This is a genomic window from Streptomyces sp. cmx-18-6 (assembly GCF_046548915.1).
GTDB lineage: Bacteria > Actinomycetota > Actinomycetes > Streptomycetales > Streptomycetaceae > Streptomyces.
Genome location: NZ_JAEBEP010000003.1, coordinates 205,617 through 219,925 on the forward strand (window position 1 = coordinate 205,617; position 14,309 = coordinate 219,925).

General features: G+C 72.5%; 4 protein-coding genes. All 4 read right to left on the reverse strand.

All coding sequences use genetic code 11. The features are described from left to right. Window positions 1-9: 9 nt before the first annotated feature. The 4 genes from ACLJPL_RS09075 to ACLJPL_RS09090 are packed head-to-tail and all read right to left on the reverse strand — an operon-like array spanning window position 10 to window position 14,189. Window positions 10-1,065 carry an MDR family NADP-dependent oxidoreductase gene (locus tag ACLJPL_RS09075; RefSeq protein ID WP_411080223.1) on the reverse strand — a complete coding sequence of 352 codons (1,056 nt, stop codon included), beginning with the start codon at window positions 1,063-1,065 and terminating at the stop codon, window positions 10-12. Then, a complete protein-coding gene (locus ACLJPL_RS09080) occupies window positions 1,062-2,834 on the reverse strand; it encodes a phytoene desaturase family protein (RefSeq protein WP_411080224.1) in 1,773 nt (590 codons plus the stop codon). Before ACLJPL_RS09080 ends, ACLJPL_RS09075 begins: the two co-directional genes overlap by 4 nt. Next, window positions 2,831-4,531, reverse strand: a complete 1,701-nt coding sequence (locus ACLJPL_RS09085; RefSeq protein WP_411080225.1) for a phytoene desaturase family protein — start codon at window positions 4,529-4,531, stop codon at window positions 2,831-2,833. Before ACLJPL_RS09085 ends, ACLJPL_RS09080 begins: the two co-directional genes overlap by 4 nt. Further along, window positions 4,521-14,189, reverse strand: a complete 9,669-nt coding sequence (locus ACLJPL_RS09090) for an amino acid adenylation domain-containing protein (protein ID WP_411080226.1) — start codon at window positions 14,187-14,189, stop codon at window positions 4,521-4,523. Before ACLJPL_RS09090 ends, ACLJPL_RS09085 begins: the two co-directional genes overlap by 11 nt. Window positions 14,190-14,309: the final 120 nt, after the last annotated feature.

The window sequence follows — 14,309 nt, forward strand, 5'->3', positions numbered from 1 at the left end:
CGGCGGGCCTCACAGCGCGACGAGGACCTTGCCGCGGTTGTCCGCCCGGTCGCCGTAGAGGCTTCCGTACGCGGCGGGGATGTTGTCGAAGCCGTGGTGGAGGGTGTGGTCGCAGACGATCTCGCCGCGCCGGACCCGGCTGCCGAGCTCGGCGTGGAGGTCCTTCCAGTTCTGTTCCGTGAACCACTCCAGGGAGAAGATCCCCCGGACCGTCGCGCGCGGGAACATGAGGTAGGGCAGGAGCCGGGGGCCGGTGTCCTCGTTGCCGACCTGGGTCGCCCACTGCCAGCACACCGCCACCTGGCTGCCGACGTTGAGCATGGAGAACACCGCGTCGGTGACCGTGCCGCCGAGGTTGTCGAAGTAGCGGTCGACGCCGTCCGGGGCCGCCCGGGTCAGCGCCTCGCGGACGGTGTCGGCGCTGTCGGTGTGCCGGTAGACGATGACGGTGTCGAAGCCGAGGCCGGTGAGGTATCCCGCCTTGTGCGGGGAGGAGGTGGTCCCGATCACCCGGGCGCCGGCGAGCGCGGCGAGCTGGCCGACGAGTGCGCCGACCGCGCCGGAGGCCCCGCTGACGACGAGGGTGTCCCCCGGGCTGATCGTCATGTACTTGGCGAGGGTGCCCCAGGCCGTCATGCCGGGGCCGCCCATCACGCTCAGCGCGGTGGGGAGCGGCAGGGCGTCGTCGTACCACTCGGGGTCGAGCCTGCGGTAGGCGGGGAAGACCATGGGGAAGGTCCCGGTCTGCCAGAGCTCGGCCGCTCCGGTGGAGACGACGTGGGACCGCCAGCCGCCGAAGCCCTGGACGAGGTCGCCGACGCCGTGGGCGGCGCGCGGTCCGGCCGCCACCACCTCCATGATCGAGTCGGCCCCCATATGGGTCCCGATCGGGGTGTCGAGGGCGATGCCCTGGAGGTAGGGGTCGACGGAGACGTACAGGGTGCGCAGGAGCATCTCGTCGGGGGCCAGGGCGACGTCGACGTTCTCGACGACCTTCTCGTAGACCCGGTCCACGTCGGGCACGCCCTCGACGTGCTCGCGGACCACCCATTTCTCGATCTTCATGAGCTCTTCCCTGGCTTCCCTGTCGTCGTCTGTGCGGCGGTGGTCCGGTGTCCGGCCGGCGTGGGCCCGGCGGGGCGCGGCGGTACGGGGATGACGCGGTGGGTCGGCGGGGGCGCGGTGCGGTCGACGGACGCGGTGAAGGGCTTGCCGTCGTCGCGGCAGACGAACTGCATGACGTGGCGTCCGGCGGCGGCCGCCCGGATCAGTCCGCCGGTGGTGGCCCAGACGCCGGACTGGTAGAAGTCCGCGAGGCCCGGCAGCCCCGGTCCGTGCTTCTTGACGAGCTCTTCGAGGGTCTCGCCGCTCTCGACGAACGGCTGCCAGCCCAGCACCGTACCGTCGTAGTTGCCGGTGTAGCGGACCTGGGTGAGCGGGCTGGAGACGTCGCGTACGACGATCGCGTCCCGCAGGCCGGGGAAGCGCTGCTCCAGGAAGTCCACGAGCGTCTCGCGGGCTCGCCGTTTGGCCGCGTAGTAGCCGCGTCCGTGGCGTACGGGCAGGGTGTGCAGTTCGTGGCCGCCGCGGGTGCGGGTGACCTGTTCGGGGCCTTCGTCCAGGGCCCGCCAGGGGGCGATGTCGCAGAAGTAGGTGGCGTAGACGACGGTGGTCCCGTCCGGGGAGAGCTCGGGGTAATGGCGGCTGCGGAACTGGACGTTGATGCTGGGGTGGCGGATGCCGGTGAGCCGGTCGGCCGTCGCCTCGTCGAGGAGGTACGTCGTGCAGGGGTCTCCTTCGGGGAAGGGGCGGGAGAGGCCGAGGAAGAGCGTGAAGTAGCCGGGGAAGACCATGCCGGGTTCGTGGATGGTCCGCGTGTAGAGCTTGCGGTAGTCCTCGCCCAGGTATCCGCCGTCCAGGAACTTCATGGTCGTGGTGTAGCCGTCGCAGGCCGACACCACGATGTCGGCGCGCAGTTCGCGGCCGTCGCTGAGGCGGACGCCCACCGCGTGGTCGTCCTCGACGATGACCGTCTCGACCTTGGTGTTGTACGAGACCTCCCCGCCGAGCCGCCGGTAGCGGGCCTCGATCGACCGGGCGAGGCCGAGCGAGCCGCCTTCGGGGACGCCGGCGGAGAGGTTGGCGTGGGAGGCGAGCTGGAAGTGGAACGGGAGGACGGGGAAGTTGGGGTGCTTCTCGTAGAGGATGAAGTTGAACGCCTCCCGCAGCAGCGGGTCCTTGAACTTCGCCGAGTACTCGGTCATCAGCACGGTGATCGTGGTGCGGACGGCGTTGACGTACGGGACGAACGAGGCGAGCATCCGCCAGCGCTCCAACCGGCCCATGAGACCGACCGGTTTGAGGAACGGATAGACGGCGAGGGCCTTGCGGAAGCTGCGCAGTTGAGCGCAGAACTTGCGTACGGTACGGGCGTCGGCGGGCGAGATCCCGATGAGGTGGGCTTCCAGCCGGTCCGGGTCGGAGTAGAAGTGGACGGCCCGTCCGTCCTGTCCGCGCACGATGTTGAACACGTCGAAGTGGCGGATCTCCTTGCCCTGCAACGCGCCGAGCTCCAGCCAGATCTGGTGCATCTCGTTGCCGGGCCCGCTGCCGAGGAGCCAGCTGACGCAGGCGTCCAGGGTGAAGCCGCCGCGCTCCCAGGCGGTGCAGCAGCCGCCGGGCAGTTCGTGCATCTCCAGGACGCGGGTGCGGTAGCCGTTCATCTGCGCGTAGCAGCCGGTGGAGAGGCCGCCGAGGCCGGCTCCGATGATGATCATCGATTCCCGGGGCCGCCCGGTGCCGCGACGGGTCGTGCCGGTCGTGGACGTGGTCATGAACTGGTGTCCTCCCGTGCTGACCAGCGGTCGAGCTGGGGCAGGCGCCCCAGCTTCCCGGTGTGCCAGGGCTCGGCGTCCGTGCTCTCCCAGGCCCGGAACTCCAGGCCCAGTTCCCGGCAGAGGTACTGGGCGGCGAAGCGGCCGGTGGAGGCGGCGCGGATCAGGCCGCCCATGCCGACCCACTGCCCGGCCATGGAGAAGCCGCTCAGTCCCGGCAGCCGCATGCGGTCCCGGCCGACCAGGCGGGCGGCGACGTCGTCGGCGTCGGAGAACGCCTTCCAGGCGAGGATGGAGCCGTTGTGGTTGCCGGTGTAGCGGTGGGTGGTGGCGGGCGAAGCCACGTCGACGAGTTCGATGCGGTCGGCGATGCCCGGGGTGCGGCGCTCCAGGAAGGCGCGGACGAAGTCGGCGACCTCCTGCTTGCGCGTCCGGTACTGCTTGCGGTTCCTGGTGCGCAGGTCCTTCCAGTAGGCGTAGTCGCTGAAGTAGGTGCAGTGGAGGACGGAGCGGCCCGGGGGTGCGAAGCCGTCCGAGTAGCGGGAGCGCGCCTGGACGACCAGGCTGTTCTGGAGCGCGCCGGGGAGGCGGTCCCCGTCCTCGGCGGGCAGGAGGTGGGTGGTGCTGTGGGCCTCGCCGGGGTCGAGGTCGCCGCGCAGGCCCACGAAGGCGGAGACGACGGCCGGGAAGAGCGTGCCGGGGCGGTGGAGGAGGTCGGTGTAGAGCTTGTCGATCCTCGGGCCGGTGTAGCGTCCGCCGAGCAGCCCGTAGACGGTGGTGTGGCCGTCGCAGGCGGAGACGATGTGCTCGGCGAAGTACCTTTTGCCGCCGCGCAGTTCGATGCCGATGGCACGGTCGTTCTCGATGAGGATCCGCTCGGTGCGGGCCCGGTAGTCGACGGTTCCGCCCAGGCTCAGATAGCGCTCCTCGACGGAGCGGGATAGGCCGAGCGAACCGCCTTGCGGGAAACCGGCGTTGCCGTGGTAGGCCGCCGCCATGTTGAACAGGTAGGGCAGGAGCGGGAAGCCCTCCGGGTCCTGGAAGAAGATGTTGCGGAAGGCCCGCCGCAGCAGCGGGTCCTGGAACTTGTCGGCGAAGACGTGCATCGGGGTGGCGGCGGTGCGCCAGAACAGCCGGAAGGCGGGCAGCACCGTGCGCAGGGTCTCCGCCCTCTCCCGTACGGTGCGCAGCGCCGGCGCGGTCAGGAACGGGTACAGCTCGATGGCGATGAACCGCTTCAGATCACGGGTGAACGCCCGGATCAGGGGCGCGTCGGCGGGTGAGAGCTCCAGCAGGTGGGCTTCGAGGCGGTCCGGGTCGTTGTAGAAGGTGACCGAACGGCCGCTCTCGTCCTCGACCTTGTTGAACAGGTCGAAGTTGGTGACGGTCTTGCCGTCGAGCGCGCCCAGCTCGCGCCACACCTGGTGGGCGTCGTTGCCGGGCGCGGTGCCGATCAGCCACTCGATGCAGTAGTCGAAGAGGTAGCCGTCGCGCGACCAGGCGGTGCAGCAGCCTCCGGGCAGCACGTGCTTCTCGAAGATGCGGGTCCTGGCTCCGCTCATCCGGGCGTAGCAGCCGGTGGAGAGGCCGGCCACGCCCGCGCCGATGACGATGACGCGGGGCGGGGCGCCCGGGGTGCGCTCGCGGCTGCTCCAGTCGTCGGCCGCGGCCGGGGGCGGTTTCGTGTCATACGCCATGGGCCGGGGCTCCCGTCAGCGCGGTGCGGACCAGGCCGGCGTTGCGGGCGAGGTGCTTGGGGTCGAGCATGTCGGCGTGGACGCCGGAGCCGCGCAGCACGACGGTGGTGCCGGTGGAGCTGCCGTGCCAGGTGCCGCGCTCCCCGGCGGCGTACAGGGATGCCTTCTCCTCGTCGGTGATCACGCTGACCGGCGCGGCGACCGTCCCGGTGTTGGGAGTGCGCCCGCAGAACGCGAGGTACTCCGCCGCGTGGGCGAGCGTCTCGCGGGTGACGGCCTCGGACCCGGTGTGTTTGCGCAGGTGGTCGGCGAGTTCGGCCTCGAAGTGGCGGATCCCCTCGTCCCCCGGCTCGTAACTCTCCAGGATGCGGCGGGAGTCGAGGACGACCACATGGGCCACCTGGCGGCCGCGCCGCTCCAGCTCCTTGGCCGTCTCGAAGGCGAGGTTGCCGCCGAGGGAGTAGCCGAGGAGCAGGCACGCGCCCTCGGGCCGGGCGGCCTCGATCAGGTCGGCGTACCGGGCCACCTTGTCGTCGCCGGGGAGGTAGTTGAAGCCGATGACGGCGTACTCGGGGAGCTGGGCGGCGAGCCCCCGGTAGACGAGTCCGTGGCCGCCGGCGGGCGGGAAGCAGAACAGGGGCGGGGACTGTCCGGCGTTGAAGGTCAGATACGGCAGCTCGTCGGTGGTCGTGCTGTGCAGGACGTCGGCCACGGTGGCGGCCATGCCGTGCAGGGTGGTGACCTGGTAGAGGCGGCTGACGGGGACGCTGACGCCGAACTCGGTGCGCAGGTGGTGGAGGAGCTCGATGAGCTTGATGGAGGAGCCGCCGACCTCGAAGAAGTCGTCCTCCAGGCCCACCTGTTCGAGCCCCAGCAGGGTCTTCCAGTGCCCGGCCACGCTGATCTCGTAGAGCGTCACGGGCTCCTCGTGGGTCCGTGCTCCGGTCTCGGCCCGGGGTGCGGGCAGCGCGGCCGTGTCGATCTTGCCGTTGGCGGTGAGCGGCAGTGCGGGCAGCTCGACGACGTACGACGGGATCATGTACGACGGCAGCGAGCGGGCCAGGTGGCGGCGCAGGGCCCGCCGGTCGAGCACGGCTCCGGGCGCCGGCACGCAGTAGGCGCAGAGCGCCTCCTCGCCCCCGGTGTCCGTGCGGACGGTCACGACGGCGCGGGCGAGCGGGGGCCACTGGGCGAGGTGCGCCTCGATCTCGCCGATCTCGATGCGGTGGCCGCGCAGTTTGACCTGTCCGTCCGTGCGGCCGAGGAGGTGGACGCGGCCGTGCGCGTCCCAGCGGGCGATGTCGCCGGTCCGGTAGAGCCGTTCGGGGCGGGCGTCCGGTCGCCTGCTGAGCGTACGGGTGACGAAGCGGTCGGCCGTCTGCTCGGGGTCCTGGGCGTAGCCGAGGGCGACGCCCTCGCCGCCGATCCAGAGCTCGCCGGGGACTCCCGGCGGGACGGGTTCGCCGTGGGCGTCCAGGACGTGCAGGGTGCTGTTGGGCAGCGGCCGGCCGATCGGGACCATCAGGCCGGGTTCCAGGTCGTCGACGGGGCCCTCGAAGAAGGCGCTGTCGATGGTCGCCTCGGTGAGGCCGTAGGAGTTGACGAGGCGGGTCGCCGGTCCGCACAGCTCGCGCAGCCGCTCGTACTCCGCCACCTTCCAGGCGTCCGAGCCGACGACCAGCAGCCGCATGAAGTCCAGCCGCAGCCCTTCCCGTGCACAGTGGTCCATCAGCCCCCGGACGACCGCCGGCACGAACTCGGCGCAGTCGACGCGCTCCTGACGCATCGTCCGGTAGAGGCGCGTGGTGTCGAAGAGGAGGTCGCGGTCGGCCAGGACGAGATGGCCGCCCGAGCACAGTGCCCGGACCAGGTCGCCGGTGAACACGTCGAACGACGGCTCGGCCATCTGGAGGTGCACCCGCACGTCCGAATCCAGCCGGTACGCATGACGCCAAGCGCCGTACGCGGAGGCGAGGTTGCGGTGGCTGACGCGGACGGCCTTGGGGCGACCGGTCGACCCGGAGGTGGTGATGACGTACGCCGGTGAGTCCGGGACCGCGTGCTCCCGCGGGCCGTCCGGGTGCGGCTCGGTGGCGTTCAGCGCGTCGAGGGTGAGCGTGATGACGGGCAGTGCCGCGGTCCCCTCCCGTGCGGCCTCGTCGGAGACGATGACCAGGTCCGCTCCGGTGGCCCGGACGAGGTGCGCGACGCGGTCGGCGGGCTGGTCGGGGCGGAGCGGGAGGTAGGCGCCGCCGGCCTTCAGGACGGCGAGCAGGGTGACGATCAGCTCGGGCGACTTGTCCAGGCGGACGACGACCACCGAACCGTCCCCGACGCCCAGGGCGCGGAGCCGGGCGGCCCCTTCGGCGGCTCGTCGCTCCAGCTCCCCGTAGGTCAGCCTGCGTCCGCCGCCGCCCGGGAGCGGCAGGGTCACGGCGATGGAGGCGGGGCGGGCGGCGGCGATCCGGCCGATCAGTTCGTGGACCGGGGTGAACGGCTCGGCCTCGTCCGCGGCGGCCGGCGGCAGGGCGGGGCGGCTCCACTCCCCCACCAGCTGTTCCCGCTCCCGGTCGTCGAGCATCTCCAGCCGTGAGGCGGGCCGTTCACCGGGGGCCCGGGTCATGTGGTCGAGCAGACGGGTGTAGTGGGCGGCCATGCGTCGCACGGTCTGCGGGAGGAAGAGGTCGGTGTTGTACTTGAGGACGCAGTGGAAGCGGTGCTCCGCCTCGTCCTCGTACGCCGAGAGGGTGATGTCGAACTGCCCTTCCTCCTCGGGGAGTTCGATGTACTCCAGCCGGTAGCCGTACTGCTCGGTGGCGACCTTGTGGGTGAGGAGGATGAACATCGCCTGGAAGACGGCCGAGCGGCTGGGGTCGTGCTGGAGCCCCAGTTCGTCGACGAGGAGGACGAACGGGTACTCCTGGTTGTCCAGGCCGCCGAGGACGGTCCGGCGGACCTGTTCCAGCAGTCCGGCGACGGTGGGGTCGCCGGAGAGGTCGGCGTGGAGCGGGAGCGGGTTGACGAAGTAGCCGTAGACCGGGGCGAAGTCCTGCCGGGTGCGGCCGGTCACCGGGGAGCCGACGACGATGTGGTCCTGGCCGGAGTAGCGGTGGAGCAGCAGGTAGTAGGCGCTCAGCAGCACCATGAACGGTGTGACGTTGTGGGCGCGGGCCAGGGCGTGGACGCGGGCGCTGAGTCCGGCGTCGAGCACGAAGAACTCGGAGGCCCCGTTGTGGGTCTGGACGGCCGGGCGCGGTTTGTCGACGGGGAGGTCGAGGAGGGGGACCTCGGCGGGGAGGTGGGAGCGCCAGTGGTCGAGCATGCCGGCGGCCTCGCGCCCGGCGAGGAACGCGTTCTGCTGGTTGAGGAAGTCCAGGTAGCGGGCTTCCAGCGGCGGCAGCGCGGGTTCGTGGCCCTGCCGCAGGGCCTCGTACACCTGGAAGAGTTCCTCGATGAAGGTGAACGTGGAGATGGCGTCGGAGACGATGTGGTGGACGGCCTTCATGATGACCCAGCGGTCGTGGCCGCGCTTGAAGAGGCGGAAGCGGACCAGCGGGTCGTGGGCGAGGTCGTAGGGCTTGCGGTACTCGGCGACGATGGTGGCGTGGATGGTGTCCCAGTCCTCGCCCTGGACGTCGAAGAGGGCGAGATCGGGCTCGGGCTCCTCGGAGACCCGTTGCACGGCCTGCCCGTCCTCCAGCAGGAAGTTGGTGCGCAGGGCCGGGTGGCGGGCGATGAGGCGGCGGACGGCCTCGAACATGAGGTCCGGTTCGAGGGCGACGTTCACTTCCACCGCGCCGCCGATGTTGTAGGCGTAGCCGTCGGGGTTGAGGTGCTTGAGGAACCAGAGCGCCTTCTGGTTCTGCGTCAGCGGATAACACGCGGGGTCGTCGTGGAGTGCCACCGCCCGGGTGGTGGAGTCGGGGTCGTCGGCCGAGGCCAGTTCCGTCAGGCCGTCGTGGAGCTGTGCGGCCAGTTCTCCGGCCGGGGTGCCGCTGAGCAGGGCCACCACGGGCAGGGCGACGCCCAGTTCGGCGTGGATGCGGGCGCGCAGCTCCATGGCGAGCAGGGAGTCGAGCCCGAGCTCCCCGAGGCCCGTGGTGGGGTCGACGCGGTCCGGGCCGGTGCGCAGGACGGCGGCGGCGAGTGCGGCGAAGCGTTCGGTGACCAGGGCGCGCCGGGTCTCCTCGTCGGCGGCGCGGAAGGCGTCGAGGAAGCTGTTGCCCTGCGCGGCCGCCGGGGGCGGGGCGGCGGCCGCCGCCAGGTCGGTGACCAGCGGGGGCGGGGACGGGTACCAGGCCAGGAAGGTCGGCCAGTTCACGACGGTGGCGACGACCAGTTGGGCGTGTTCCTGGCCGATGACGCGTTCCAGGACGGCCATGCCGGCGTCGGGGGCCAGGGAGCTCATGCCCCGGCTGTGCGCGTAATGGTCGACGAGGCCCAGTTCCTCGATCATGCCGGTGGCCCACGGGCCCCAGTCCAGGCTGAGCGCGGGCAGGCCCCGGGCCCGGCGGTGGTGGGCCAGCGCGTCCAGGAAGGCGTTCCCGGCGGCGTAGTTGGTCTGCCCGGCGGTGGTGAGCAGGGAGGCGATCGAGGCGAACAGCACGAAGTGGTCGAGGGGTTCGTCCCGCAGGTGCCGGTGCAGGAGGTAGGCGCCGATGGTCTTGGGGTCGTGCACGGCGTCGAAGGCGGGCCGGTCCAGGTCGGTGACCAGGGTGTCGCGGACCTGTCCGGCGAGATGGAACACCCCGCGCACCGGCGGGCTGCCGGCCCGCCGGTAGGCGTCGAGCCAGCCGGTCAGGGCGTCCTCGTCGGTGATGTCGAGGGGGGCGTGGACGGCCTGCGCGCCGAGCGCCTCCAGCTCCCGGAGCAGGCCCACCGCCCGGCCCTCGGCGGTGGCGGGGTCGGTGGAGCCCCACTTCTCGCGGGCGGGCACCGGGGTGCGCCCCACCAGGATCAGCCTGCGGGCTCCTCGCCGGACGAGCGTGCGGCACAGCAGCCGGCCGAGCGCGCCGAAGGCGCCGGTCACCAGATAGCTCCCGTCCGCCCGCAGTCGCAGCGGCAGGGGCCGGGTCAGGCCCTCGGCGGGGCGGAGGCGGCTGGTGAGGCGGTCGCCGGCCCGCAGGGCGATCTCCTCCTCGTCGTCGGTCAGCACCTCGCGCAGCAGCGTCTCCGCCTCGGCGTGGGCCCCTTCCGGACCCGGCCGCCGCTCGGGGTCGAGGTCGATCAACTTGCCCGGGTGGTCGCTGAGTTCCTGGTGGCGCAGGACGCGGCCGACGCCCCACGCGGGAGCCCCGAGGGGCTCGACGGCCTCCCCGGGCAGGACCGGCTGCGCGCCCCGGGTGACGATGTGGAGCCGCCCGGGCTCGCCCCGGGCGAGCAGGGTCCGGGCGAGGGCGATCAGGGAGTACGAGCCCGGGCCCGCGTGGTCGCGTACGGCCTGGCGGTCGCAGGCGTCGAGCGCGGGCCGGTCGAGGTTCCACAGGTGCAGGACCGCCCCGCGGAACGGCTCGCCCTCGCGGTCCAGGTCCGCGAAGAGGCGCTCCAGGTCGGCGGTGGATCCGGGGCGCACGGTGAACGCGGCGCGGGCACGGCCCGTCGCGCCGCCGGCCTGCTCCCTTCCGTCGTCGGCCTGTTCCTGCGCCGCTCCGGCCTGTTCCTTCGCGCCTCCGGCCTGTTCCTTCGCGCCTCCGGTCGCTCCCGCCGCGCTGGGCGGATTCGCCGTCGCGCTCGTCGCCTCCCGCGCCGCGCTCTGGGCTCCCTCCGTCGCGCCCGTCGCCTCCTCCTCCGCCACGCTGCGGGCTCCCTCCGTAGCGCCGCGGGCTTCCCGTGCCGTGCCGCGGGCCTCCCCCGCCGCGCTCGTCGCCGCGCTCGCCCCGGCGTACGCCTCGCCCCGGCGCACCAGGTGGCAGCGTTCGCCCCGGGCGGCGGCGAGCGTGGCGAAGGCGTCGGCGATGCCCTGGTCGTCGGCGAGGACCAGCCAGCCGTGGTCCCGGGCTGCTATGGCGGTGGTCGCGAGCGGGTCCTCCTCCCCCAGTGGCGGGCGCTCGGTCCAGACGGTCTCCGCGAGCCAGGAGTCGATCGTGGTCCGGGCGACGGCGGTCGCCGCCTTCTCCACGTCGGCGGCGCGGAACCCCTCGATCCGGCCCAGCGGCGCGCCGTCGTCCCCGTACAGGGCGATGTCCCCGAGCGTCGTGTCCGCGTCCGCGGGGCGCAGCGTGGCGTGCGCCCAGAGGGGCTGGTCGCCGATGGGGGCGAGGGCGACCTCGTCCAGCGAGAGCGGCAGTCTGATGCCGGTCCCCGGTTCCGGGTCCTGGAGGAGCTGGGGGGTCAGCAGCGCCTGGAAGCAGGCGTCGAGCAGGACCGGGTGGAGGTGGTGGCCGGCGGCGTCCGCGCCGATGGCCTCGGGCGGCCGGATCCGGGCGAGGACCTCTCCGGGGCCGATCCACACCTCCTGGAGGGCCCGGAAGGCGGGCCCGTAGTGGTAGCCGAGCGCGGCCAGTGCGGCGTAGCAGTCGGGGCCGTCGAGGCGGCGGACCGTACGGGCGCGGATCGCGGCGGCGTCGAGGGGCGGGCCGGTCCTGCGGCGCTGCCCGGTGCGGACGACTCCGCTCGCGTGCACGGTCCGCTCCCCGTCGTCCCCGGTCGCGGCGGACGCGACGGTGAAGGCCGCGTTCTCCAGGGAGAGCGACACCTCCACGGTCCGGTCCTCGCCGTCCGGCAGGAAGAGCGCCTTGCGCAGGTCGATGTCGGCGAGGACGGCGGTGCGGCCGCCGGTGAGCCGCAGGACGGCCTGGGTCGCCATCTCGATGTAGCCCGCGGCGGGGAACACCACGGTGTCCTGGATGCGGTGGTCGGCCAGATAGGGCAGGGACTCGGTGTCCAGTCGGGCCTGCCAGGCCGGTTCCGTGCGGTCGGTGCGGCGGCCGAGGAGCGGATGGTCGACATGGCCCAGGCGGACCTGGGCGACGGCCCGGGGCTCCGTCCAGTGCCGGTCGCGCCGGAAGGGGTGGCGGGGCAGGGTGACCGGCCGGCCGGAGGGGTGCAGAACGTCCCAGTCGATGTCAGCGCCCAGGTTGTGCAGCGAGGCGAGGGAGAGCGCGAACCGCTCGCTCTCGTCCTCCCGGCGGCGGATCGAGGGCAGCGACAGCCCGGGCGCGCCGGTGGCCTCCAGGCACTCGCGGATGGCGTGTCCGAGCACCGGGTGCGGGCCGATCTCCAGGAACACCTGGTGCCCGTCGCCCGCGAGGCGGTCGACCGCGGCCCGGAACCGTACCCGGTCGCGGACGTTCTTCCACCAGTAGGCGGCGTCCAGCTCACCGCCCTGGGCGACTCCTTCGGAGCCGGTGAGGTAGAGGGGCGCCTGCGCCGGGCGGGGCGCCAAAGGGGCCAGCGACGTGAGCAGTTCGTCCTTGATCCGCTCCATGCCGACGCTGTGGTACGGCACTTGCACGGTGAGGAACTTGGCGAACAGCTGCTCGGCCCGCAACTCCTCGGCCAGCAGGGCCAGCGCCTCCGCGTCACCGGCCAGCGTGATCGAGGTGGGGCTGTTGACGGCGGCGACCGAGACGCGGTCCCGGTAGGGGCGCACCCGGCGCTCCGCCTCGTCCTCCGACAGACTCACCGCGAGCATCGTGCCCGTGCCTGCCAGGGTCTGCTGGAGGCGGCTGCGGTGCACCACGATCCTGGCCGCGTCCCGCAGGGAGTAGACCCCCGCCTCGTAGAAGGCGGCGATCTCCCCGGTGCTGTGCCCGACGATCGCGTCCGGGCGCACCCCGTACGACCGCCACAGGGCCGCGAGACCGATCTGGACGGCGAAGTTCGCGGGCTGGGCGAGCCAGGTCTCGTCCATGTGCGAGGCGGACTCGTCGGCGGTCATCTCCTCGACCAGGGACCAGTCGGTGAACTCCCTCAGGGCGCGGTCGCACCGGACGACGGCGTCACGGAACACCGGCTCCTCGTCGAGCAGTTGGCGTCCCATCCCCCACCACTGGGGCCCCATCCCGGTGAAGACCCAGACCAGGCGACGCGCGTCGGCGTCCCGGACGCGGCCCTGGACGACCCGGGGGTGGGTCTCGCCCCGCTGATGGGCGGCGAGCGCCTCGTCGAGGGAGGCGCGCGAGGAGTAGACGACGGAGAGCCGGTCGGTGAGGTGCTGGCGGCGGTGCGCCAGGGTGTGGCCGAGGTCGGGCAGAGCCACGGCCCCGCCGTCGTCCTCCGCCAGCTCGCCGCGGATCCCCGCCGCCAGTTGCGCGAGGGCGTCCGGACGCCGGGCGCTCAGCGGCAGGATGCTCCAACTCCGTTCGCCGGCCGGGGAGACGGGAGCGGGCGGCGGGGCCTCCTCCAGGACGACATGGGCGTTGGTGCCGCCGAATCCGAACGAGTTCACGCCGGCTCGGGCGGGTCCCTCGTGGTCGGGCCAGGGGGTCGGCCGGGTGGGGATCTCGTACGGCAGAGTGGCCGGGTCGATCGCGGGGTTGAGGTACTCCAGGTTGATGTGGGGCGGGATGTGCCGGTGCTTGAGGCACAGGACGGTCTTGATCAGTCCGGCGATCCCGGCGGCGGACTCGGTGTGCCCGATGTTGGTCTTCACCGAACCGACGTACGCGCGTGCGCCGGGCTCGCGTCCGACCGCGAGGGCGCGGGCGAGGGCGCCCGCCTCGATCGGGTCGCCGACCGGGGTGGAGGTGCCGTGCGCCTCCATGTACTGGAGGGAGCCGGGCGTGATCCCGGCCTCGGCGCAGACGCGCCGGATGAGGGAGACCTGCGCGTCGGGGTTGGGCACGGTGATGCCGTTGGTGTGGCCGTCCTGGTTGACCCCGGTGCCGAGGATCACCGCGTGGATCCGGTCCCCGTCGCGGACGGCGTCCTCCAGCCGCTTCAGCGCGACCAGGCCGACGCCCTCGGCCCGCACATAGCCGTCCGCCGAGGCGTCGAACGTACGGGAGCGGCCGCCGGGCGACAGGAAGCCGCCCTTCGTCTCGGCGATCGTGTACTGCGGGGCCATGTGCAGCAGGGTTCCGCCGGCAAGCGCGAGATCGCTCTCGCCGCTGCTCAGGGCCTGGCAGGCGAGGTGGACGGCCACCAGGGAGGAGCTGCACGCGGTGTCGATGGAGAGGCTGGGGCCGCGGAAGTCGAAGCAGTACGAGATCCGGTTCGACACCATCGTCATCATGGTGCCGGTCGCGGTGTGCGCGGCCAGCGAGGTGAATCCCAGGTCGGCGAACTGGAGGATCTTGTAGTCGAGGGTGAACGCTCCGACGTAGACGGCGACATCGCCGCCGGCCAGGTCGGCGGGGCGCTGGCCCCCGTCCTCCAGGGCCTCCCAGGCCACCTCCAGCAGCTTGCGCTGCTGGGGGTCCATGTGGTCGGCCTCGCGGGGGCTGATGCCGAAGAACGCGGGGTCGAACTCGTCGAAGCCGTCGATGTATCCGCCGCGGCCGCCGACCAGACGTCCGGGCTTGTCCCGGAAGCGGCTGCCGAGCGTGGCGACGTCGTACCGGTCGGGCGGCGTGGGGGTGATGCAGTCCTTGCCCTCCACCAGGTTGCGCCAGAACGTCCGGTGGTCCGAGGCGCCGCCCGGCAGGCGGCAGCCCATGCCGATGATCGCCACCTTGTGGCGTAACGCGTTGCTGCTCGCGTCGGTCGCGTCGGCCATGTCGAACTCCTCAAGTCGTCGTGCCGCGGCGGAAGAGGGCTACGGCGAGGTGCGTAGGGGTGGGGCAGGGTGAGGCGGGTTGTGCGAGGGCGAGGGCGAGGGGCGGTGCGGGCTCGGGGG